The organism is Enterobacter sp. RHBSTW-01064, assembly GCF_014103035.1.
Lineage (GTDB): Bacteria > Pseudomonadota > Gammaproteobacteria > Enterobacterales > Enterobacteriaceae > Enterobacter > Enterobacter mori.
On record NZ_JABXOU010000002.1, the window covers coordinates 178,461 to 200,291 of the forward strand.

The 21,831-nt window shown below is 55.8% G+C and carries 19 protein-coding genes; 9 read left to right on the forward strand and 10 right to left on the reverse strand.

Annotated elements, in window-relative coordinates; translation table 11 throughout:
• The first annotated feature begins 367 nt into the window (after positions 1 to 367).
• Positions 368 to 1,384, forward strand: a complete 1,017-nt coding sequence (galR, locus tag HV355_RS06750; protein ID WP_182401378.1) for an HTH-type transcriptional regulator GalR — start codon at positions 368 to 370, stop codon at positions 1,382 to 1,384.
• Here the strand turns inward: galR and HV355_RS06755 are convergent.
• The 4 genes from HV355_RS06755 to HV355_RS06770 all read right to left on the reverse strand — a co-directional run bounded on the left by HV355_RS06755 (position 1,345) and on the right by HV355_RS06770 (position 5,429).
• A complete protein-coding gene (locus HV355_RS06755) occupies positions 1,345 to 1,821 on the reverse strand; it encodes a GNAT family N-acetyltransferase (RefSeq protein ID WP_108416343.1) in 477 nt (158 codons plus the stop codon). The genes galR and HV355_RS06755 overlap by 40 nt on opposite strands.
• Positions 1,818 to 2,591: a GntR family transcriptional regulator gene (locus tag HV355_RS06760; RefSeq protein ID WP_010435154.1), complete on the reverse strand. Its 774-nt coding sequence runs from the start codon at positions 2,589 to 2,591 to the stop codon at positions 1,818 to 1,820. The genes HV355_RS06755 and HV355_RS06760 overlap by 4 nt, the downstream gene beginning before the upstream one ends.
• 77 nt (positions 2,592 to 2,668) lie before the next feature.
• The gene (locus tag HV355_RS06765) at positions 2,669 to 4,096 is read right to left on the reverse strand and encodes a glycoside hydrolase family 1 protein (protein WP_182401379.1); all 1,428 of its coding nucleotides are present in this window, start codon (positions 4,094 to 4,096) and stop codon (positions 2,669 to 2,671) included.
• A gap of 7 nt (positions 4,097 to 4,103) precedes the next feature.
• Positions 4,104 to 5,429: a PTS transporter subunit EIIC gene (locus tag HV355_RS06770; protein ID WP_010435159.1), complete on the reverse strand. Its 1,326-nt coding sequence runs from the start codon at positions 5,427 to 5,429 to the stop codon at positions 4,104 to 4,106.
• A 300-nt stretch (positions 5,430 to 5,729) separates the two neighbouring features.
• On the opposite strand from HV355_RS06770, the gene HV355_RS06775 reads away from it, so the two are divergent.
• Positions 5,730 to 6,767, forward strand: a complete 1,038-nt coding sequence (locus HV355_RS06775; protein ID WP_089601134.1) for a LacI family DNA-binding transcriptional regulator — start codon at positions 5,730 to 5,732, stop codon at positions 6,765 to 6,767.
• Here HV355_RS06775 and lysA read toward each other — a convergent pair.
• The gene (lysA, locus tag HV355_RS06780; protein WP_182401381.1) at positions 6,737 to 7,999 is read right to left on the reverse strand and encodes a diaminopimelate decarboxylase; all 1,263 of its coding nucleotides are present in this window, start codon (positions 7,997 to 7,999) and stop codon (positions 6,737 to 6,739) included. The two genes, HV355_RS06775 and lysA, sit on opposite strands and share 31 nt — an antisense overlap.
• Before the next feature lie 125 nt (positions 8,000 to 8,124).
• Here lysA and HV355_RS06785 point away from each other — a divergent pair, with 125 nt between their 5' ends.
• On the forward strand, positions 8,125 to 9,051 hold the full coding sequence (locus HV355_RS06785) for a LysR family transcriptional regulator (protein ID WP_010435167.1): 927 nt from the start codon (positions 8,125 to 8,127) through the stop codon (positions 9,049 to 9,051).
• Here HV355_RS06785 and HV355_RS06790 read toward each other — a convergent pair.
• Entirely contained in the window at positions 9,046 to 9,738 is a 693-nt protein-coding gene (locus HV355_RS06790; RefSeq protein ID WP_182401383.1) for an aspartate/glutamate racemase, read from the reverse strand. The two genes, HV355_RS06785 and HV355_RS06790, sit on opposite strands and share 6 nt — an antisense overlap.
• Before the next feature lie 137 nt (positions 9,739 to 9,875).
• On the opposite strand from HV355_RS06790, the gene HV355_RS06795 reads away from it, so the two are divergent.
• Positions 9,876 to 10,199, forward strand: coding sequence for a cupin domain-containing protein (locus HV355_RS06795; RefSeq protein ID WP_108416339.1), 324 nt, complete (start codon positions 9,876 to 9,878; stop codon positions 10,197 to 10,199).
• Positions 10,200 to 10,236: 37 nt separating this feature from the next.
• Here the strand turns inward: HV355_RS06795 and wzz(fepE) are convergent, their stop codons facing one another.
• Entirely contained in the window at positions 10,237 to 11,379 is a 1,143-nt protein-coding gene (wzz(fepE), locus tag HV355_RS06800) for an LPS O-antigen length regulator Wzz(fepE) (RefSeq protein ID WP_108416338.1), read from the reverse strand.
• Between the two features lie 539 nt (positions 11,380 to 11,918).
• Here wzz(fepE) and HV355_RS06805 point away from each other — a divergent pair.
• Genes HV355_RS06805 through HV355_RS06820 form a run of 4 tightly spaced genes read left to right on the forward strand, consistent with a single transcriptional unit; the run spans position 11,919 to position 16,144 of the window.
• A complete protein-coding gene (locus HV355_RS06805) occupies positions 11,919 to 12,809 on the forward strand; it encodes a sugar ABC transporter permease (protein ID WP_010435175.1) in 891 nt (296 codons plus the stop codon).
• Complete coding sequence (locus HV355_RS06810) at positions 12,802 to 13,704, forward strand: carbohydrate ABC transporter permease (RefSeq protein ID WP_182401385.1); 903 nt, start codon at positions 12,802 to 12,804, stop codon at positions 13,702 to 13,704. Before HV355_RS06805 ends, HV355_RS06810 begins: the two co-directional genes overlap by 8 nt.
• A 12-nt stretch (positions 13,705 to 13,716) precedes the next feature.
• Positions 13,717 to 14,844: an ABC transporter ATP-binding protein gene (locus HV355_RS06815; protein ID WP_182401387.1), complete on the forward strand. Its 1,128-nt coding sequence runs from the start codon at positions 13,717 to 13,719 to the stop codon at positions 14,842 to 14,844.
• A gap of 13 nt (positions 14,845 to 14,857) precedes the next feature.
• Positions 14,858 to 16,144 (forward strand): ABC transporter substrate-binding protein, encoded by a 1,287-nt coding sequence (locus HV355_RS06820; RefSeq protein ID WP_126815939.1) that lies wholly within the window; start codon positions 14,858 to 14,860, stop codon positions 16,142 to 16,144.
• Positions 16,145 to 16,229: 85 nt separating this feature from the next.
• Here the strand turns inward: HV355_RS06820 and HV355_RS06825 are convergent, their stop codons facing one another.
• Together HV355_RS06825 and HV355_RS06830 are read right to left on the reverse strand one after the other, a co-directional pair.
• A complete protein-coding gene (locus HV355_RS06825) occupies positions 16,230 to 17,663 on the reverse strand; it encodes a glycoside hydrolase family 32 protein (RefSeq protein WP_126815938.1) in 1,434 nt (477 codons plus the stop codon).
• A 19-nt stretch (positions 17,664 to 17,682) separates the two neighbouring features.
• Positions 17,683 to 18,924 (reverse strand): MFS transporter, encoded by a 1,242-nt coding sequence (locus HV355_RS06830; RefSeq protein ID WP_182401389.1) that lies wholly within the window; start codon positions 18,922 to 18,924, stop codon positions 17,683 to 17,685.
• Between the two features lie 221 nt (positions 18,925 to 19,145).
• Between HV355_RS06830 and HV355_RS06835 the strand changes: the two genes are divergently transcribed.
• Positions 19,146 to 20,141 (forward strand): LacI family DNA-binding transcriptional regulator, encoded by a 996-nt coding sequence (locus tag HV355_RS06835; protein ID WP_126815937.1) that lies wholly within the window; start codon positions 19,146 to 19,148, stop codon positions 20,139 to 20,141.
• Here the strand turns inward: HV355_RS06835 and HV355_RS06840 are convergent, their stop codons facing one another.
• A complete protein-coding gene (locus HV355_RS06840) occupies positions 20,142 to 21,557 on the reverse strand; it encodes a sugar porter family MFS transporter (protein ID WP_010435187.1) in 1,416 nt (471 codons plus the stop codon).
• Between the last annotated feature and the right edge of the window lie 274 nt (positions 21,558 to 21,831).

Below are 21,831 nucleotides of genomic sequence, written 5' to 3' on the forward strand. Positions count from 1 at the left end.
GTGTATATTCTCTTTTGCTGTTACAGGTTGAACTTACAGGCAAAAAAAACCTGCGTATAAACGCAGGTTGGTGTAAATCGTGTTAATCAACCGGAGTTGATTCCACCTATCAATACCTCTGGGATCTCGACTCTATCAACCCCGACATTGTCCTCGCTACCGGACAATCGCAACAGCCTGAGGCAAAGTGTAACTAAAGGTTCGGATTAACATTATTTTGACACGTCTTCCCGTGTAACGATTACACGACCAGGGGTGTTCTGCGTCACGTTTGGCGAGGGTGTTACCCCGCTCCCCTTGAATGCGTGCCGCTTTTCCGTAACACTAGTTAGTGTGTAAACGCTTACCCCTAATAAGAAGGTAATAAATGGCGACAATTAAGGATGTGGCTCGTCTGGCTGGTGTTTCCGTCGCGACCGTCTCCCGCGTGATCAATAACTCTCCTAAAGCCAGTGACGCATCACGCCAGGCCGTGCAGGACGCCATGGAAAACCTGAATTATCACCCCAACGCCAATGCGCGCGCCCTTGCGCAGCAATCTACCGAAACCATCGGGCTGGTCGTGGGCGATGTGTCCGATCCGTTTTTCGGGGCGATGGTGAAAGCAGTTGAGCAGGTTTCTTACCAGACGGGTAATTTTCTGCTGATCGGCAACGGCTATCATAATGAACTCAAAGAGCGCCAGGCCATTGAACAGCTGATTCGTCACCGCTGTGCCGCCCTGGTGGTTCACGCGAAAATGATCCCCGATGCCGAACTCATTCATTTGATGAAGCAAATGCCCGGCATGGTGATCATCAACCGCATCATTCCCAGCTTCGAAAAGCGCTGCGTGGCGCTGGATGACCGCTACGGTGCCTGGCTTGCCACGCGACACCTGATTCAGCAAGGTCATACCCGAATTGGCTACCTGTGCTCAAACCACCCTATTTCCGACGCGGAAGATCGTTTGCAGGGCTATTACGACGCGCTACGTGAAAACGGTTTGCCGTGTAACGACCGGCTGGTGGCGTATGGTGAACCCGATGAAAGCGGTGGCGAGCAGGCCATGACGGAACTGTTAGGTCGCGGACGAAATTTCACGGCGGTGGCCAGCTATAACGACTCGATGGCCGCAGGGGCAATGGGCGTGTTAAATGACAACGGCATTGAGGTTCCGGCAGAAATTTCGCTAATTGGCTTCGATGATGTGCTGGTGTCTCGCTACGTGCGCCCGCGCCTGACGACAGTGCGTTACCCCATTATCACCATGGCGACGCAGGCCGCCGAGCTGGCGTTAGCGCTGGCTGAACAGCGCCAGCCGCCGGATATTACGCATTTGTTCAGCCCGACGCTGGTGCGCCGTCATTCCGTTGCGTCGCTTGCAGAAGCACAGAGCGAATAACGGTAGAGGTGAACCTGCGTATTCGGGTATTCCAGCCCATCGCCAATGTACTGCCAGCCGTAGCGTTCGTAGAAGTCGCGGCAGGCAGACCACAGATGTAGCTCGGTGTACCCGGCCTGCGCGGCATACGCAATAACATGCTCCTGAAGCTTCCCCGCGAGTCCTTTTCCTCGCGCCGCCTCATCCACGTACAGCGCCGCCAGCCAGGGATAAAGATCCTGACGCGTGATGAGATCGCAGCGCCATAATCCGACGGTGCCCAGAAGCCGTTCATCCTCAACGGCAATAAACGTCAGCGGCAGCGCGCCGGGTGTCTGGCTGTGATCGATAACGCTCTGGAAAAATTCACGCGGCAGGCCGTCACCGAAGGCCCGCCAAATCCAGTCGATCGCCTGCTCCGCAAACTGCGGCGCGGCGTACAGCGGCAGGATCGTCATACCAGTTTCCCCTGGAACAGGGGAACAGATTCAAACAGATAGCCGTCGAAATCCGGCGCATCTTCATCCGACAGCTCCAGCAAACTCTTTTTCACGTTTTCCAGATGCTGGAACATGGCCTGCCACGCGCCCATGACGTCGCGACGGCGCAGGGCTGCAAGGATGGTCTGCCGGTCGCCCAGCCATTTAAGTCGATACGCGCGGCTGGCGATGTGGACGTTAAACTGCTGCCACAGCGGGCTGCTGTCCATGTGATGCCAGATGCTCTCGACGGTCGCCAGCAGCATCTGGTTTTGCGTCGCCCCCGCCAGTACCAAGTGGAACATCTTGTTGTTGTCCTGGCTGCGATCATCCGCGGCGATGGCCCGCTGCTCCTGCTCGATAATGCGGCGCAGGTTATCGATATCCGCGCGCGTTGCCATTTTGGCGGCAAAGGCGGCGATGTTGCTTTCGAGGAGCTGGCGCGCCTGTAAGATCTCAAACGGGCCAACGTCGCTATTGAGGAAGCGTTCTTCCTCGTTTTCATGTTCTTCAGGAATACGCATCACGTAGACGCCGGACCCCTGACGAATATCCACCGTGCCCTGTAGCTCCAGCATCAGCAGCGCCTCACGCACGATAGTACGGCTTACGCCGTAGGTCTCGGCAATGTTGCGCTCCGGCGGCAGGCGCGACCCAACGGGATAATGCCCCTGGATAATTTGCGCCCGTAAATCCTCGCCAATTTCCTGGTACTGTTTTTTTTCCGGCAGGATGACAGCCTTATCCACGTTTCCACCTGTGTTTTTCAGTTAAGCGCAGGCCGGGCGTCCTCCCGGCCAGTTTGTGCGCTATTTTATCAGAATGCCTACTTCCATTCATCGTCAACGCTGAGCGTCAGCACGCGCTCATCGCGCAGCTGACGGAACCAGGTGGCCGATGTTTTCGCGCGGCGGGCGCGGTTGTTTTCGAGGTCGATTTCAATTAACCCATAGCGGTTTTTGAAGGCGTTCATCGGCGAGACGTTATCGGTAAAGGCCCAGAGCATATAGCCGTGGCAGTTTGCCCCCTCCTCGCGCGCCAGCAGCGCGTAGTAGAGGTGCTCGCTGATAAAATCGATGCGGTACGTATCGTCGATAACGCCGTCACGATTGCGGAACTGGGCTTCGTTTTCAACCCCCATACCGCTCTCGGCCACGAACCAGTCGATATTGCGGTACTCCTTTTTAATCCGCATCGCCATGTCATAGATAATGCGCGGATAAATCTCCCAGCCGCGGGATCTGTTCATCCGCCGCCCCGGCAGCTCGAACGGCTCGTAGTAGTACGCCGGGTGGAACGGCGTCTCCGGGTGCCAGGCACGGGAAGGCGCTTTCACCCGGTGCGGGTAATAGAGGTTGATGCCCAGCTCGTCCACGGTGTTGTCGGCAATCATCGCCAGCTCTTCCACCGTGTAGTCCCATTCAACCTGATGCTGCTCAAGCAGGGTAACGAGTTCCTGCGGGTAGCGGCCGTGCACCAGCGGGTCGAGGAACACGCGGTTATAAAACAGATCGTAGATCTCCGCCGCCCGCACGTCGTGTGGCGCGCGGGAACGCGGGTAGGTCACTTCCGGGTTGAGAATACAGCCGACGGAGCCGTCATATCCCTTTTCCCGGAATAGCTTCACGACCTTCGCCGTCGCCAGCACCTTATGGTGATTCCACTGCATCCACGTACCGGTGTTCTGCTCGTACGGCCAGCGCAGCGCGTCCAGGTAAACGCGGGTCTGCACCACGATCGGCTCGTTGAAGCTAAACCAGCGGGTGACTTTGCCGTGGTAGCGGTCAAACACCTTTTCCGCGTAGCGGACAAACAGCTCAACCACATGCTTCGACGCCCAGCCGCCGTATTTTTCAAGCAGCGCGCCAGGGAGCTCGTAATGCTCCAGGCAGATCATCGGTTCGATGCCCTGACGAAGCATCTCATCGAACAACGCGTCGTAATACGCGGCGTACTCTTCATCCACCGTCGCGTTTTCATAGTCGGTCAAAAAACGCGACCAGTTGATGGAGGTGCGGTAGTGCGTCAGCCCCGCCTGCTTCATCAGGGCCACGTCCTCGCGAAAGCGGTTGATAAAATCGGTCGCCACCGCCGGGCCGTAGCCGTTATGCCAGACGTGACGATCGTTCTTGTACCAGAGATCGATCCACGAATCCTGACCCGGTTTTTTACCGCTCCAGCCCTCGGTTTGCCAGGCTGATGCCGCTGCGCCCAGAATGAAATCTTGCGGTATCGTAATCTGTTTTGTGCTCATCACGTCCTCATACGTTATCGGTGGCTTGCTTCAACGCGGCCTGCTCCGCACGGCGTGAGGCAATTTTCACAAACGGCAGATAGATAATCACCGCCGTCACAATGCAGATAAGCTGGGTGATCACCGCCCCCATCGAGCCTGCAGTAGAGAGCCAGGCGTTAATCAGCGGCGGCGTGGTCCACGGCACCATCACCACGGCTTTGCCGGCAAAACCGGTCACCGTCGCAAAATAACCGATGGAGCCCGTCACCAGCGGGGTAATAATGAACGGAATGGCAAGGATCGGGTTGAGCATGATTGGCATACCGAAAATCACCGGCTCGTTGATGTTAAACAGGCCAGGACCGATGGAAAGCTTGGCGATCTCCTTCATCTCTTTGCGTTTGGTGGCAATCATCACCGCGATCAGCAGACCGATAGTGAGCCCTGAACCGCCAATGCTCATATACACATCCCAGAACGGCATGGTGATGATGTTTGGCACCTCTTTGCCCTGCTCGAACGCGCTCATGTTGACAGTGATCGCCCCCAGCAGCAGCGGCTCGCGGATCGGCTTGATCATCTGGTTGCCGTGAATGCCGATCACCCAGAACAGCTGGGCGACAAACATCAGCAGCAGAATGCCCGGCAGGCTTTGCACAACGCGCTCAAGCGGCTGCTGCACCACCTGATAAACCGCGTCGTAGAGGTACATGCCGGTAAGCTGGTGGAATACGAAGCCAAAGGTGGCAATGGCGGTGGTGGTGATAATGGCTGGGATCAGCGCGGAGAACGACGCCGCCACGTTAGGCGGCACGGTGTCCGGCATTCTGATTTTCAGCCCCTTACGGTTCTCCAGCCAGCAGTAAATCTCAACCGACAGAATGGCGATAAACATGCCGAGGAACAGGCTGCGCGTATCGGAGAACTGGCGCAGCAGCACGTCTTTCACCACATGCATTTCGCCGTCCACCAGCATCTCTACGGTGGTCGGCGTGACGCAGATAAAGCAAATCACCGCCAGCAGGCCGGGGAACAGCGATTTAATGCCGTTAATGCGCCCCAGCTCAATACCAATCAGGAACACTGCGCCGATATTGAGGAAGTTCAGCGTGGCGTAATTGAGCGCGCTGGTAATCGGTTTTAGCGCAGCGAGAAATGACAAAGACTCAAAGCTCGCCAGGCCATTTTTCGGATCCAGCACCATGTTGGAAATAAGCACAGAAAATGCCCCAACGATGATGACCGGCATTAAGGTAATAAAGGCAGACTTGATCGCCATGATATAGCGATAGCTGTTGAATTTGGTGGCAAAACTGCCCAGAGCGTCGATCAGTTTTTCCTGTAATGCCATAGGGTAATACCTCAGTAAAAGGGCTTTTATTGAATAAGGTGTACAGCCGGATACTATTGGCATACCAAAAATAGCTTCACGCCCCGATTTGTTCTGTGATTAAGCTCTCAACGCGACGTCCGGTATTCCAGATTATGATTTATGACTGATTTGGCATACCACTTACAGCCATTTGTCCTGACCTGATGGATCGTTACTGAAAAGCGTGATCCTGGTGGGCGTTTTGCCCTTCCCGCGTCGCTTATGCGCCGGATGGTCTGTGTTAAACTGCATGCCATTACGTGGAAGCAGGAATTTCGAATGGCAACAATGCTGGATGTCTCACTGCGTGCGGGCGTGTCAAAAGCCACCGTCTCGCGCGTGCTGAACGGCACGGGTCAGGTTAAAGAGAGTACGCGTCAGCAGGTGTTCGCGGCGATGGAAGAGCTGGGCTATCGCCCAAACTTTCTCGCGCGTTCGCTCGCCAACCAGACCAGCAACAGCATTGGTCTGGTGGTCTCCACCTTCGACGGATTTTACTTCGGCCGCCTGCTGCAGCAGGCCTCCCGACAAACAGAAACGCACGGTAAACAGCTGATCGTGACCGACGGTCACGACGCGCCGGAGCAGGAAGAGCAGGCGGTACAGATGCTGGCGGATCGCCAGTGCGATGCCATCGTGCTGTACACCCGCTACATGAGCGAAAAGGCGATCATCAAGCTGATGAACAGAGTGCAGACCCCGCTGGTGGTAATCAACCGGGAGGTCAGCCAGGCGGCGGATCGCTGCGTCTTCTTCGAACAACAGGATGCGGCATTCAAAGCGGTAGATTACCTGATAAGCCAGGGCCACCGGGAGATCGCCTGCATCACCGTTCCTATCCACACCCCAACCGGAAAAGCGCGTCTGATGGGCTACCGCAAGGCGCTGGAAAAGCACGGTATTCGGCTGGACGAGCGGCGGATTAAATACGGCGATGCGGGAATGACGCGGGGATATGAGCTGTGCAAAGCGTTGATTGAGGAAAAGGTACCTTTCAGCGCGCTGTTTGCCTGTAACGATGATATGGCGCTCGGCGCGTCCAAAGCATTACACCAGGCCGGGCTGAAGATCCCGCAGGATATTTCGCTGTTTGGGTTTGACGATGCGCCGAGTGCAAAATGGCTGGAGCCTGCGCTCTCATCGGTGTATCTGCCGATTGACAACATGATCGTCACGGCCATCGATCAGGCGATCCGGCTGGCAAAAAACCAGCCGGTCGAAGCGATCCCGCCGTTTACCGGCACGCTGGTGTTGCGCGACTCGGTGACAACGGGGCCGTATTTTACTCAGACGAGTTCTAACGCCAGCAGTTCCTGAATGGTCTGGCGGCGGCGAATCAGTCGCGCCACGCCGTTATCAAACAGTACTTCCGGCAACAGCGGGCGGCTGTTGTAGTTTGAGGACATCGACGCGCCGTACGCCCCGGTGTCGTGCAGCACCAGATAATCACCCGGCTTCACTTCTGGCAGCGCGCGCGTTTCCACTTTGCCGCCCTCCTGCTGGGTAAACACGTCGCCGGATTCGCACAGCGGCCCCGCCACGACGGTGTCTACACGCGGCGCGTTAATCAGATTGCTACCGTCCGCAGCGAGCGCCGTGATGTGATGATAGCTGCCGTACATAGACGGACGCATCAGATCGTTAAAGCCTGCATCAATCAGCACAAAGTGACGGCTTCCCATCTCTTTCACGCTACGCACCTGTGCCACCAGCACGCCAGCCTCCGCCACCAGGAAACGCCCCGGTTCGATCTCCAGTTTTACCGGATGGCCCAGATGGGCAGCTATTTTGTCGCGCGCCGCACTCCACAGTCCATAATAGTGATCGGTATCGATCGCCTCTTCCCCTTCACGGTAAGGAATGGACAACCCGCCGCCTGCGGAGATCGCCTCCAGATCCTGCCCGAAGTCGAGCACCTGGCGCACCATTGCACCGCACACCTGCTCAAGGTGACCATAATCCACGCCTGACCCGATGTGCATATGGATCCCCACCAGCTTCAGGTTATAACGCTGCAATACCTCAAGCGCGGCGGGCATATCGGCATACCAGATGCCATGCTTGCTGTTTTCGCCGCCGGTATTGGTTTTTTGGCTATGACCGTGGCCAAAACCGGGGTTCACGCGCAGCCAGACGCGGTGGCCGGGAGACACCTTGCCCAGCTGTTCCAGCATATCCACAGAGCCGGCGTTGACCGGGATCTGCAGCTCATGCACGCGGGCCAGCGTCGCCTCGTCGATCACGTCGGCGGTAAAGACGATTGCGTCGCCGTCGGCTTTCGGATCAAACCCAGCCGCCAGCGCGCGCTCAATTTCGCCCAGAGAAACGGAGTCAACCTTTACCCCCTGCTCGCGCATCAGGCGCAGAATATGAATATTCGAGCAGGCTTTCTGGGCAAAACGCACCACGTCGAACTGATGCAGCGCGGCGATCTTCTCGCGAACGATCTGCGCGTCGTAGACCCACACCGGGCAGCCGAATTCGGCAGGCAGGCGCAGCAGGTTATCGGCGTTCAAATCAGTGTCAGTCTGGTTCAGCGGGCGTGGCATGGTTATCTCCGGGGTATGAATCAATTTTTATGATTACGCCACAAAACGAAGGGAATAAAAAATATCGTTTTATCCCGACTCTATGCAAAAATGATATGGAACCCTCACCCGCTTTCAGGTGCCCTATGCCCGCCGTTAACCTACGCCACATCGAGATTTTTCACGCCGTGATGACTGCCGGTAATCTCACGGAAGCCGCACAGATGCTGCATACCTCTCAGCCAACGGTCAGCCGTGAGCTGGCGCGTTTTGAAAAGGTGCTGGGGCTTAAGCTTTTTGAACGCGCGCGCGGCAGGCTCCACCCGACGGTGCAGGGATTACGTCTGTTCGAAGAAGTCCAGCGCTCGTGGTACGGGCTGGACAGGATCGTCAGCGCGGCGGAGAGTTTGCGGGAGTTTCGTCAGGGCGAGCTTTCCATCGTCTGCCTGCCCGTCTTTTCCCAGTCGTTTCTGCCGACGCTGCTGCAGCCGTTTCTGGCCCGCTATCCTGAGGTCAATCTCACCATTGTTCCGCAGGAGTCACCGCTACTTGAAGAGTGGCTTTCCGCCCAGCGCCACGATTTGGGCCTGACGGAAACGCTCGCCACACCCGCAGGCACCGAGCGCACGGAGTTGCTCTCGCTGGATGAAGTTTGCGTCTTGCCCGCCGGGCATCGGCTCGCCGGTAAGGCCGTGCTGACGCCTGCAGATTTTCACGGGGAAAACTACATCAGCCTGTCCCAGACCGACAGCTACCGTCAGCTGCTGGATTCGCTGTTTGCCGAACATCAGGTGAAACGGCGGATGGTAGTGGAAACGCACAGCGCGGCGTCAATATGCGCCATGGTGCGCGCGGGCGTGGGCGTAGCGGTCGTCAATCCCCTCACGGCGCTGGACTATGCCGGAAGCGGGATCGTCATCCGCCGGTTTAGCGTGTCCGTTCCCTTCACCGTGAGCCTTATTCGCCCCCTGCATCGTCCGGCTTCGGCGCTGGTGGACGCTTTCACCGGGCATTTGACCGAGCACGCGCGTCAGGTGGCGCTTCGCTTACCTGACCTACAAAACGCCCTATGACAGCATAAACTCGACGGCATCGGCGGCGTGAATGGCCGCGGTGTCAAACACCGGAATGGCGCTGCGCTCGGCCGGCACCAGCAAACCGATTTCCGTGCAGCCGAAGATCACCCCTTCCGCGCCCTGCTGCGCGAGCCTCTCGATGACGCTGACATAGTAGGCGCGGGACGTTTCGCTGAAGGTGCCGAGACATAGCTCGTCGAAGATGATCTGATTGATGCGCGCCCGGTCAGCCTCGTCCGGGATCAGGCTTTCAATGCCGAACTCACTGCTCAGACGGCCGCGATAAAAATCCTGCTCCATCGTATAGCGTGTGCCCAGCAGCGCCACGCGCGACATCCCGGATGCACGAATCGCGCGCCCGGTCGCATCCGCGATATGCAGGAACGGCAGCGAACTGCGGTCTTCGATATGAGATGCCACTTTATGCATGGTGTTGGTACAGAGCAAAATGCCTTCCGCCCCCGCACGCTCCAGCCCCAGCGCCGCCTGCGCCAGGATCTCCCCGGCTTTATCCCACTCGCCGCTCGACTGGCAGGCTTCGATTTCATGGAAATCGACGCTGTGCAGCAGCAGGCTCGCGGAGTGCAGGCCACCCAGACGCTGTTTCACCCCTTCATTAATCAGGCGGTAATAGGGGATGGTCGATTCCCAGCTCATCCCACCCAACAGGCCGATCGTTTTCATGCATCCCTCCTAATGTGTTTCTGCCAGTGAAGCAAACTTGTGATCCTCTTTCCACTTCTTTGTCGCGTCATTTCTTTTTATCGCAGGGTGAGATAAGTTAAATGAAACATTGTTTCATTACATAACGGAGCGGAGAGATGTTTATTTTCCACAAAGAGACCACGCTTGAGGATCTGGGCAATGGCGTGACGCGGCGTATTCTGGCGCACGATGGAAAGATGATGGCGGTGGAGGTCAATTTTGAGCAGGGTGCGATTGGCCCGATGCACAATCACCCGCATGAACAGCTTACCTATGTGCTCTCCGGGGAGTTCGAGTTTACGATAGGTGCAGAAAAGCAGATCGTGACGGCGGGCGATACGCTCTATAAAGCGCCGCACGTGATGCACGGCTGCGTTTGCCTGAAGCCCGGTACCCTTCTGGATACCTTTACGCCGGTGCGCGACGATTTCCTGAAATAAAAAAAGGCGCTGAATCAGCGCCTTTTTAATATCGTCGTTACTCTGTTGCTGGCGTTACGGCCGTTATCGGTTCTGGCAGCGGATTACGCGAGAGCATTGCCTCACGCAGCAGCACGCTGCCGCAGGCAAACAGGCCGCCCAGAATCCCTGCCAGCAGCACAATCAGGGCTTTGCCCGGACCGTCTTTTTTCACCGGCAGTGACGGTGAAAGCTGATACCTGAAGGGCTCGAGCTTCACGTCTTCCACTGACAGTTTTTGCAGCTGAGCCAGATAAAATTCACGGTTCTGGAAATCCGCATTCAGCTCGGCCACGTCCTTCAGATTCTTTTCAATCTGCAGCTTTTGCGCAATGCCGTCAGCCCCCAGCGCCACGGAGTAGTCAGGATCGTCTTTTACCGCCTGCCCGTTGCTGTAAACCGGCTTCTTAATGCCTGCCGCGTTTGCCACTTCCAGCGAATAGTTAAGGCGCTGCAGGTTGGTGTTGTGGATATTGGTCAGACGCACGCGATCCAGCTCCAGCTGCTGCTGAACGACTTTCGTTTTCAGCGTGATCTGGTTACGGATATTTTCCATGGTCTCCTGCTCAACGATGCGGGAGATATAGTTGATGTAACCTTCCAGAACCGTCTGCGCGTCTCCCGCCGTCGGGGCGGTAAAGCTCAGCGTCCATGAGGTGTACGGCGCTTTGTCTGCGTCTTTAACCTGCGTGTTATCTGTCGCTTTCATTTTCTCAGCAATATTCACCACCGCGCGATGCAGCTCCAGCGGGTCTACCTCGGTGCCTTCCAGCTGAGACATCACGTACGGGGAGGTTTTCATGTACTCTTCGAGCAGCGACTGCGACTGAAACTTTTTGATGAACAGGTTAAACACGTCTCCATGGCTCACCTTCGCGTCGACGTCCAGCACCTGCAGCGTCACCATCATCTGGCGCAGCGTGTTCCACTGCGTCTGCTCGGCCGGCGTGATCACGGCTTTACTGGTCCATTTTTGCGGGATTAAAAACGCAATGGCCAACCCTACCACGGCGAACGCCAGGACGATCGTCACAATACGTTTTTTGGCTGCCAGAAGTACGTCTAACAACCCCAGGAGATCTATCTCTTTAGTGCTTACCGCCGGAGTGGCATAACGGGGAAAATCGAGGTCCGTGTTTTTCTTGAAATCCATCGCTGACATAACCGTTCTTCTTTTTGGAGTGCAGTAAATTTCTGCCTGATTGGTTGCAGTGGTCGGATGATACAAGAAAGTAAGAATAATCTGAACGCCAGATTGATCTATCTGTAGACCGACTATCAGATTTAGTAGGAAGTTTCTAAGCGGTATTGTTCTTATTAATCATTCGGTTTCTTCCCCCTCCTTTCCTTACTGTCGGGTGCGATTGTGTGAAATAGCGCAAAAATGCCACTCTCATCACCTTATTGAAACAGCGTTTCGACGCCGATCACATTTCCATCATTAAGCGAATGACGCAGAAATAAATAGCAATAATATAAAATAAAACGTTGTTTTAGTATTCAAGAACACCGGTTCGTAAGTTTTGAAACCTGACCGTGACGCATTAAGGCAATGCCCATAAAAGGCTTAAAAAACATAATGTAAAAAGAAAAGACCAACACATCACCTGACATATTTCCTCTCATGCTGAGCAGGGCAAGCGCGAGAAAGTTGTAACAAACCAGATTCCGTTTTAACCATTGATCGCCAGGTAGGTATGTATGAATGAAAACAAGCTGCTGGGGTTAGCGTGGATATCTCCCTACATCATCGGGTTGATACTCTTTACCGCCTTCCCCTTTGTTTCATCGTTTTTCCTCAGTTTTACGGATTACGATTTAATGAGTCCGCCGGTGTTTAACGGCATTGAGAACTATCGCTACATGTTTACCGAAGACACGCTCTTCTGGACATCCATGGGCGTGACCTTTGCTTACGTATTTTTGACCATCCCGTTAAAGCTCGCGTTCGCATTAGGGATTGCGTTTGTTCTGAACTTTAAATTACGCGGCATCGGCTTCTTCCGTACGGCCTACTATATTCCGTCCATCCTCGGCAGCTCCGTGGCTATTGCCGTTCTGTGGCGCGCGCTGTTTGCCATTGATGGCCTGCTGAACAGCTTTATCGGCGTGTTTGGTTTCGACCCGGTGAACTGGCTCGGCGAGCCGTCGCTGGCGCTGATGTCCGTTACCCTGCTGCGCGTCTGGCAGTTCGGCTCTGCGATGGTCATCTTCCTGGCCGCGCTGCAAAACGTTCCGCAGTCGCAGTATGAAGCGGCGATGATCGACGGTGCATCCAAATGGCAAATGTTCACAAAAGTGACGGTGCCGCTGATTACGCCGGTGATCTTCTTCAACTTCATCATGCAGACCACCCAGGCGTTCCAGGAATTTACCGGACCGTACGTGATCACCGGCGGCGGGCCAACCTACTCGACCTATCTGTTCTCGCTCTACATCTACGACACCGCGTTCAAATACTTCGATATGGGCTATGGCGCGGCGCTGGCGTGGATCCTGTTCCTGGTGGTGGCCGTCTTTGCCGGTATCGCCTTTAAGTCGTCGAAATACTGGGTGTTCTACTCCGCCGATAAAGGAGGCAAAAATGGCTGATATTCAGGAACTCTCCACGGCAAGAAGCGTTGCAGAGCGCGGAGTCGCCCGTACGCTGCGCAGAGAGAAAATCAACGCCAGCATTCGCTACGCGATCCTGCTGATTGTCGGCCTGCTGATGCTCTACCCGCTGGTGTGGATGTTCTCGGCCTCGTTCAAACCGAACCACGAGATCTTCACCACCCTGAGCCTGTGGCCTGCCCATGCCACCTGGGACGGCTTTGTGAACGGCTGGAAAACCGGGACCGAATACAACTTCGGCCATTACATGCTCAACACCTTTAAGTATGTGATCCCGAAAGTGATCCTGACCATTATCTCGTCCACCATCGTGGCGTACGGCTTTGCCCGCTTCGAGATCCCGTGGAAGAAATTCTGGTTCGCCACGCTCATCACCACCATGCTGCTGCCCAGCACCGTGCTGCTGATCCCGCAGTACCTGATGTTCCGTGAAATGGGCATGCTCAACAGCTATATGCCGCTGTACCTGCCGCTGGCCTTCGCCACGCAGGGGTTCTTCGTCTTTATGCTGATCCAGTTCCTGCGCGGCGTGCCGCGTGACATGGAGGAAGCGGCGCAAATTGACGGCTGTAACTCCTTCCAGGTGCTGTGGTACGTGGTGGTGCCGATCCTGAAACCGGCCATTATCTCCGTCGCCCTGTTCCAGTTCATGTGGTCGATGAACGACTTTATTGGGCCGCTGATTTACGTCTACAGCGTGGATAAATACCCGATTGCACTGGCGCTGAAAATGTCCATCGACGTCACCGAAGGTGCGCCGTGGAACGAAATTCTGGCAATGGCGAGCATCTCCATTCTGCCATCCATCATTGTCTTCTTCCTGGCACAGCGCTACTTCGTTCAGGGCGTCACCAGCAGCGGAATTAAAGGTTAAGAGGGAAATATCATGGCTGAAGTAATCTTCAACAAACTGGAAAAGGTCTACTCCAACGGCTTCAAAGCGGTACATGCTATCGACCTTTCCATCTCCGAAGGGGAGTTTATGGTGATTGTCGGGCCGTCCGGCTGCGCCAAATCCACTACCCTGCGCATGCTGGCCGGACTGGAAACCATCAGCGGCGGCGAAGTGCGTATTGGCAATAAAATTGTGAACAACCTTGCGCCAAAGGAGCGCGGGATTGCGATGGTGTTCCAGAACTACGCGCTCTATCCGCATATGACGGTGCGCGAGAACCTGGCCTTCGGCCTGAAGCTGAGCAAGCTGCCGAAAGATCAGATTGAGTCTCAGGTGAACGAAGCCGCGAAAATCCTGGAGCTGGAAGAGCTGCTCGACCGCCTGCCGCGCCAGCTTTCCGGCGGCCAGGCGCAGCGCGTGGCGGTAGGCCGCGCGATTGTGAAAAAGCCGGACGTGTTCCTGTTCGACGAGCCGTTATCTAACCTCGACGCCAAGCTGCGCGCCTCGATGCGCATCCGTATTTCTGACCTGCACAAGCAGCTGAAAGCCTCCGGCAAACCGGCCACCACCGTCTACGTCACCCACGACCAGACCGAAGCCATGACCATGGGCGACCGCATCTGCGTGATGAAGCTCGGCCACATCATGCAGGTGGATACGCCGGATAACCTCTACCACAAGCCGAAGAACATGTTCGTGGCGGGCTTTATCGGCGCGCCTGAAATGAACATTCGTAAAAGCCTGCTGGTGGAAAAAGCAGGGAAGCTGCACATCGCCATCGGCAATGAAACCATGCCGCTGAACGCGGAAAAGCAGGTGAAGGTTTCCGCTTACGCCGGTCAGGAGGTCTTCTACGGCGTGCGCCCGGAGTTCGTGTCCCTCTCTGACGAGCCGTTCCAGGACGGCGGCTGCAGCGGCGATATGGTGCGCGTCGAGAACATGGGCCACGAATTCTTTGTATATCTGAAAGTCGCGGACTACGAACTGACCGCCCGAATTCCTTCCGATGAAGCTAAACCAATGATTGATAAGGGACTTCACCGTAAGGTGTATTTCACGTTTGATATGAACAAGTGTCATATTTTTGACGCAAAAACTGAACAGAACCTCTCTCTCTGATGGAGTGATAAAAATGAAAAAAGTGCTTTTAAGCGCAGCAATCTCCGCGACTCTGGGCCTTACCGCTTTGCCATCGATGGCGCAAGATGTTGATTTACGTATGTCCTGGTGGGGCGGCAACGGTCGTCACCAGGTCACCCTGAAAGCCCTGGAGGCGTTCCACAAGCAGAACCCGGACATCAACGTGAAGGCGGAGTACACCGGCTGGGACGGTCATCTCTCCCGCCTCACCACCCAGATTGCGGGCGGTACCGAGCCGGACGTGATGCAGACCAACTGGAACTGGCTGCCGATCTTCTCCAAAACCGGCGACGGCTTTTACGATCTGAATAAGATGAAGGACGTCATCGACCTGACGCAGTTTGATCCGAAAGAGCTACAGTCCACCACCGTTAACGGCAAGCTGAACGGCATTCCGATTTCCGTAACCGCGCGCGTGTTCTACTTCAACGACGAGACCTGGAAAAAAGCAGGCGTTGAATACCCGAAAACCTGGGACGAGCTGATGGCGGCGGGCAAAACATTCGAGAGCAAGCTCGGCAAGCAGTATTACCCGGTCGTGCTGGAGCATCAGGACACGCTGGCGCTGCTGAACTCGTACATGATCCAGAAGTACAACATCCCTGCGGTGGACGAGAAAACCAAAAAATTCAGCTACTCCAAAGAGCAGTGGGTGGAGTTCTTCCAGACCTACAAAATGCTGGTGGATAGCCACGTGATGCCGGATACCAAATACTACGCGTCGTTTGGTAAGAGCAACATGTATGAGATGAAGCCGTGGATCCAGGGCGAATGGGGCGGCACTTACATGTGGAACTCGACCATCAACAAGTATTCCGACAACCTGAAGCCACCGGCGAAGCTGGAACTGGGGAGCTACCCTATGCTGCCGGGCGCCACCGATGCGGGACTGTTCTTCAAACCGGCGCAGATGCTGTCGATTGGTAAATCCACCAAAAACCCGGAAGCGGCGGCGAAGCTGATTAACTTCCTGCTGAACAGCAAAGAGGGAGTGGATACGCTGGGTCTGGAGCGCGGCGTGCCGCTGAGCAAAGCGGCGGTGCAGTTCCTGACCGAAGACGGCACCATCAAGGAGAACGACCCGTCCGTTGCGGGCCTGCGCCTCGCGCAGTCGCTGCCAGCGAAGCTTACCGTGTCGCCTTACTTTGACGACCCGCAGATTGTGGCTCAGTTCGGGACGTCGCTGCAGTATATCGATTACGGTCAGAAAACCGTGGAAGAGACAGCGGCTGATTTCCAGCGTCAGGCTGAGCGTATTTTGAAACGCGCGATGCGGTAATAGTCTCCTCCTTGCCCGTCCTGCGCTTAGCAGGGCGGCAAACTGTGCCTTTCCGCGATCCGGAAAGGCACAGCAGTATTAGAGATTACTCAAGTTGCCAGGCACCAGCCTCGGTTAAAACGGCCAAACCGCTCCAGGCGAATAACGCTAAATCCCGATGGTCGGCATCCGGATAAATACGGCTGCTCAGGCAAGCCTCACCGTCGTTAACAAAAACTTCCACTGACGAACTGTCGAAGAAAAGCCGTAGCGTCAGCGCCTTCCCGGCGGTTAATGGCACGCTGCGCACGCCGCACAGTCCATACTGCGGATAATGACGCTCCAGCACCAGCCGCTGCATCTGCGCATCAACATACACGCGCAGGCCATTACCGAAACGGAGTCCATACTGTTCTGCACTGCTGTTTGCGCAGTCCCAATGAAGGATAACCTCCAGCGCCTCGCCGTTTTCCATCATTACGCTTTGCTGGTTTTTAACGGTGGTGATCGGCCACGGGAACCAGGCACCGCGCATCCCCTCGACCTCTTTGGCTGGACGCATTTGCAGGCGGTTGTCCGCACTCAGACTCAGCTCGCGCGGCAGTGAAAGCATGCCCGCCCACCCGTCCCGTTGCTCCGGCAATGGCGATTCCCACATGTCCAGCCAGCCAATGACAATGCGTCGGCCATCTGGCGTCAGGAAACTTTGCGGCGCATAAAAGTCGTGACCGTGATCCATTTCAACAAAGTCGCCCTCGCGGGCAAACGCCTGCCCTGGCTGCCATTCGCCGAGCAGATACCCGCTCTGAAAAAGATTGCGGTTCTGGTAGCCGTTTGCCTCCAGTCCCTGGGGAGAGAACATCAGAACGCGCTTGCCGTTGAGGGTGAAAAAATCCGGGCACTCCCACATATAGCCCATCTCTTTTTCCGCTTCATCAAGCACACCCGCGTCCTGCCACTGGCGGAGATCGGCCGATCGATATAGCCGCACCTGCCCGGTATCACCGTCGCGAGCGCCAACGATCATGTACCAGTCATCCCCTTCACGCCACACTTTCGGATCGCGGAAATGATGTATCCCTGCCGGGGTGTCCACCACAATACCCTGACGTTCAAAGTGAATACCGTCGCGACTGGTCGCCAGACACTGGACCTGATAGAGGTTAGACTCATCACTGGGATCGCCATGAAATTTATGCCCGGTGTAAATCAGCGCCAGCGTATCGCCATCGACCACCGCCGAACCGGAGAAGCAACCGTCTTTGTCCTCCGGGCCTTCCGGGGCCAGCGCCACCGGCAAATGTTCCCAGTGCACCAGATCTTTACTGCGCGCATGCCCCCAGTGCATTGGTCCCCATTCGGTTGAATACGGGTGATGCTGGTAAAACGCGTGATACCAGCCATCGAACCAAACCAGCCCATTCGGGTCATTCATCCAGCCCGCACGGGCGGCCAGGTGGTAGCGCGGATACCAGCGCAGGTTCAGCGCCTCGCGTTTAGCCTGGAGTTCCTGTTCTGCGTTAGAAATGGTGTACATCATAGTCTTCACTCTTTTTGATTCAGATAGCGGAGGGTTGCGAGACCAGCGGGTCTGAGGACGACCGCGAGGAGCGCAGCAAGAAAATGGAGATAAAGGTGGTGCTAAACACCAGCAGCCCCATAATCAGATAGGACTGGGCGAAGCCGTACTTCTCGTAGCTATAGCCTGCCAGCGGCGAAAGTACCGTGGCGATGACCGAACTGGTGCACGCAAAGCCCACCAGATACAGCGTGGATGAGAGTCGTTTATCGAAGTTAAGGCTGTTGTATTTGAAGATGGCCACCAGCAGAACCGGCAGCTCCAGCGCGTGCAGCAGCTTGGTGATAGAGATAAGCTGCGGGCCTTCCACCAGCCCGGAGGCGACCATGCGGCTCGCCATCACCATTCCGGCGAAGATGAGGCCGTTTTTCGCGCCGATACGGTTAACCAGCCATGGTGCGCAAAACATGCCAGCCGCCTCAAGGAAAACCTGGAATGAATTCAGATAGCCATACATGGCGTTCCCTTCCTGGAGAGTCGGGAACTGAGAAGAGAAGTAGACCGGAAACTGCTGGTCGTAAACGCCGTAAATGCAGGTGCCGATCACGAAGAACACGAGCGCCCAAAAGCGCGGTAGGGTTAGCAGGCGCAGCGCATCTTCCAGCGTCACCTTACCGCCCGCCACCGCTTCTTCCATCGCCTGCGAGGCGGAGAAAACCCGCAGCCGCGCCAGCAAAATGAAAAATACCAGCCCTGAGCAACTGGCCACCGCAAAGTTGAGTTTTGGGTTGATGTTGAAGAGTAAACCGGCAAAGAACGTCGCGACTGCCCAGCCCAGCGAGCCCCACATCCGCGCCTTGCCAAACTCAAACTGGCTCTGTCGTGCCACACGCTCGGTATAGGACTCTAAAACACCGATACCGCCGTTAAAGGTCAAGCCGATGTAAATCCCACCGAAAATGCTGCCAAGCAACACGTTAATCTTCAGCAGATAGCCAAACAGTAAAAAGGCCGGGCCAGAGAGGATCAGCAGGACGGTGATGTACCAGAGTAGGTTTTTACGCAGGCCGAGCTTGTCCTGAATAAAACCGTAGCAGACCTGTGCAAACAGCGCGGAGACGGAGAGCACCGCGTAGATAATGCCGGTATCCCCCGGCTTGAGCCCTACCTCCTGGTGCAGCCAGATAGAGAGCAGCGATCCGGAAGAGGACCAGCAGACAAAAAAGAAAAACAGTAACGCACTGAGTAACGGGTAGCTGTGAGAGTGATGTTTCTTCATCATGACATTCTCATCGTGGAGGAATGCCGAAAATGGTAACGTTAACAAATGGGTTAACTCATGTCATTTTGCTGAGATTCATGATGTTAATCACAAAAGTTAACGTTAACATTAATGGAGTGCGATCGCGATCAACTATTTCTTACCTGCGCGCGCGTCACGCGTAAGATAGAATATCGAACGATCTTTTACATCAGCAGCTTAGCAAGGGCGGGGTAATCAACATGGCATCGCTTAAGGATGTGGCAAAGCTGGCCAATGTGTCACTGATGACGGTATCCCGCGCGCTAAACAGCCCGGAAAGGCTAAAACCGGAGACTCTGGCCCGGGTTCAGGCCGCTATTGAACAGACCCATTACGTGCCCGACCTGTCAGCGAAAAAAATTCGCGGGGCTCACGCCATGCCGAACACCATCGGGGTGCTGGCGCTGGATACGGTGACCACGCCCTTTTCGGTAGACATCACGCTGTCGATTGAAGAAACCGCGCGGGCGCACGGCTGGAACAGCTTTGTGGTTAACATGTTTACCGACGATAGCCCGGAGACCATGGTAGATCTTCTGCTCTCTCATCGCCCGGACGGGATCATCTACACGACCATGGGGCTGCGCAAGGTGCCGCTCCCGTCCAAGCTGCTAACCCTTCCCTGCGTGCTGGCAAACTGCGAAAGTTTGCACGATCCGGTGGCCAGCTACATACCCGATGACGAGCAGGGCCAGTTCTCTGCGGTTCAGGCTCTGCTGGCTGCGGGCTACCGCCGCCCCCTTTGCCTGCATCTGCCGGCTAACCATCTGGCTACCCTTCGCCGTCGCCAGGGGCTGGAGCGCGCCTGTCAGGAAGCGGGAATCGACCCAAACACCCTGGTTCACTGCTATATGGAATATGGCGATGAGCACTATCGCGATATTCCGGCACGCGTTCTGGCGCATATTCAGCAGCAAACGCCGCTGTTCGACTCCGTGATTTGCGGCAACGACCGCATTGCGTTTATGGTTTATCAAACGCTGCTGGGACATGGGTTGCGCATTCCGCAGGATGTGGCCGTGGTGGGGTACGATAACATGGTGGGGATCGGCGATTTGTTCTTACCGCCCCTCTCAACGGTGCAGTTACCTCATTATGAAATCGGGCGCCTGAGCGCCCTGCATATTATCAACGGTGACAGCCATCGTGAGACGGTTCGGGTCGCCAGCCCGTGGCTCCCCCGGGAGTCGCTATAATTAGATGCCGATGTTCCGCAATTTCTCCCCCGCCATCAGCTTGCGTTCAATATGCTCCAGCGTCACGCCTTTGGTTTCAGGGATCAGCCAGAAGGTGACACCGATAAACGCCACGTTCAGCACCGTATAGAGCCAGAAGGTTCCCGCTGCGCCAATCGCATCCAGCAGCGTCAGGAAGGTCGCGCCAATGATCATGTTCGACACCCAGTTGGTGGTGGTGGAACAGGTGATACCAAAGTCACGGCACTTCAGCGGCTGAATTTCAGAGCACAGGATCCACACCACCGGTGCGGCGCTCATCGCATAACCGGCGATGCACATCATGGTCATGCCGACGGAGAGCCAGGACAGCCCGCTTGAGGCCGTGCCGTTATCAAACTGCATCAGGCAGTAGCCGAGGATCAGCGTACCGAGGGCCATCACGCTAAAGCCAATCTTCAGCGCCGGTTTACGTCCGGCTTTATCCACGGTGAATACCGCAATAAAGGTCGCGAACATAAAGGTCAGCCCCACCACCAGCGTGGCAATCATCTGCTGTTCGGTGGTCGTGAACCCGGCCATTTTGAAAATGCGCGGCGCGTAATACATGATGATGTTCATCCCGGTGAACTGCTGCATCGCCTGGAGCAGCATGCCGAGGAACACCGCACGACGCACGTTGCGGTTGACCTTAAACAGCGCCCAGCCGCCCTGCTTCAGCTTCAGGCTTTCGCGGATTTCATTCAGCTCCTCACGGGCTTTTTCCGAGGTGTCGCGCAGCATACGCAGCACCTCTTCCGCCTCCACGTGACGCCCTTTTTGCGCCAGCCAGCGCGGGCTGTTCGGCAGGAAAATCACCAGCACGATCAGCAGCAGCGCAGGCAGTGCCAGTACGCCCAGCATCGCGCGCCAGTTGCCGCTGTAGCTGAAGTACGTATCGGACAGGAACGCCAGCACGATGCCGAGCGTCACCATCAACTGGTACATGCTGATCATCTTCCCGCGCACGTTCTCGCTCGCCATTTCGGAGAGGTACAGCGGCGCGGTATAAGACGCAATCCCCACCGCCACGCCCAGCAGCACGCGGGAGAGCAGCAGCACCTCCACGTTCGTGGCAAACGCCGAGCCAATCGACCCCGCGACGAACAGGATCGCCCCGACCATCAGGCTGTATTTGCGCCCGAGGCGGAACGAGAGCCAGCCGTTAAACAGCGCCCCGATAGCCGCGCCGAGCATCATGCTGCTCACCACCCACTCCTGCAGGCGGTTACTCAGCGTAAAGTGATCGGTAATAAACGGTAGCGCCCCGGCAATGACGCCGATATCCAGACCAAACAGCAAACCGGCCACGGCTGCCGCAATAGAGACGAACTGATTCATGCGTCGGGTATCGCGCAACGCGGCGGGCATCAGGGTAGAGTCATTTATAGATGTCATATTTTTCCTGCCTCAACAGCAAAATTCGTTAAGTGAAATTACGAGATAGTGAAGAAAAGTGTCAGGCGGGAATTCGTGAAGATATGGATTATTTCGCTATGGCATAGCGTTCTGTGATGGACATTACAATTTCAACTAATGCTGAAATAGCACCGTTTTTTATTAATCACCTAATATTTAAGCAATAAAACTGTGATGCGCATCATTTATGAATTTTCAGTATGGATTTTTCATCTTATGCCATATGGATAATGGCAATTTTTAGCCAAAAAAA

Excerpts from the sequence above, each read along its gene's own strand:
- HV355_RS06770 (WP_010435159.1), bottom strand. The coding sequence starts at position 5,429 with ATGGCATTACAGGAAAAACTGATCGACGCTCTGGGCAGTTTTGCCACC.
- HV355_RS06755 (WP_108416343.1), bottom strand. The coding sequence starts at position 1,821 with ATGACGATCCTGCCGCTGTACGCCGCGCCGCAGTTTGCGGAGCAGGCG.
- HV355_RS06785 (WP_010435167.1), top strand. The coding sequence starts at position 8,125 with ATGCCCGCCGTTAACCTACGCCACATCGAGATTTTTCACGCCGTGATG.
- HV355_RS06835 (WP_126815937.1), top strand. The coding sequence starts at position 19,146 with ATGGCATCGCTTAAGGATGTGGCAAAGCTGGCCAATGTGTCACTGATG.
- HV355_RS06805 (WP_010435175.1), top strand. The coding sequence starts at position 11,919 with ATGAATGAAAACAAGCTGCTGGGGTTAGCGTGGATATCTCCCTACATC.
- HV355_RS06825 (WP_126815938.1), bottom strand. The coding sequence starts at position 17,663 with ATGATGTACACCATTTCTAACGCAGAACAGGAACTCCAGGCTAAACGC.
- HV355_RS06790 (WP_182401383.1), bottom strand. The coding sequence starts at position 9,738 with ATGAAAACGATCGGCCTGTTGGGTGGGATGAGCTGGGAATCGACCATC.
- HV355_RS06775 (WP_089601134.1), top strand. The coding sequence starts at position 5,730 with ATGGCAACAATGCTGGATGTCTCACTGCGTGCGGGCGTGTCAAAAGCC.
- HV355_RS06820 (WP_126815939.1), top strand. The coding sequence starts at position 14,858 with ATGAAAAAAGTGCTTTTAAGCGCAGCAATCTCCGCGACTCTGGGCCTT.
- galR (WP_182401378.1), top strand. The coding sequence starts at position 368 with ATGGCGACAATTAAGGATGTGGCTCGTCTGGCTGGTGTTTCCGTCGCG.
- HV355_RS06815 (WP_182401387.1), top strand. The coding sequence starts at position 13,717 with ATGGCTGAAGTAATCTTCAACAAACTGGAAAAGGTCTACTCCAACGGC.
- HV355_RS06830 (WP_182401389.1), bottom strand. The coding sequence starts at position 18,924 with ATGATGAAGAAACATCACTCTCACAGCTACCCGTTACTCAGTGCGTTA.
- HV355_RS06840 (WP_010435187.1), bottom strand. The coding sequence starts at position 21,557 with ATGACATCTATAAATGACTCTACCCTGATGCCCGCCGCGTTGCGCGAT.
- HV355_RS06795 (WP_108416339.1), top strand. The coding sequence starts at position 9,876 with ATGTTTATTTTCCACAAAGAGACCACGCTTGAGGATCTGGGCAATGGC.
- HV355_RS06810 (WP_182401385.1), top strand. The coding sequence starts at position 12,802 with ATGGCTGATATTCAGGAACTCTCCACGGCAAGAAGCGTTGCAGAGCGC.
- lysA (WP_182401381.1), bottom strand. The coding sequence starts at position 7,999 with ATGCCACGCCCGCTGAACCAGACTGACACTGATTTGAACGCCGATAAC.
- HV355_RS06765 (WP_182401379.1), bottom strand. The coding sequence starts at position 4,096 with ATGAGCACAAAACAGATTACGATACCGCAAGATTTCATTCTGGGCGCA.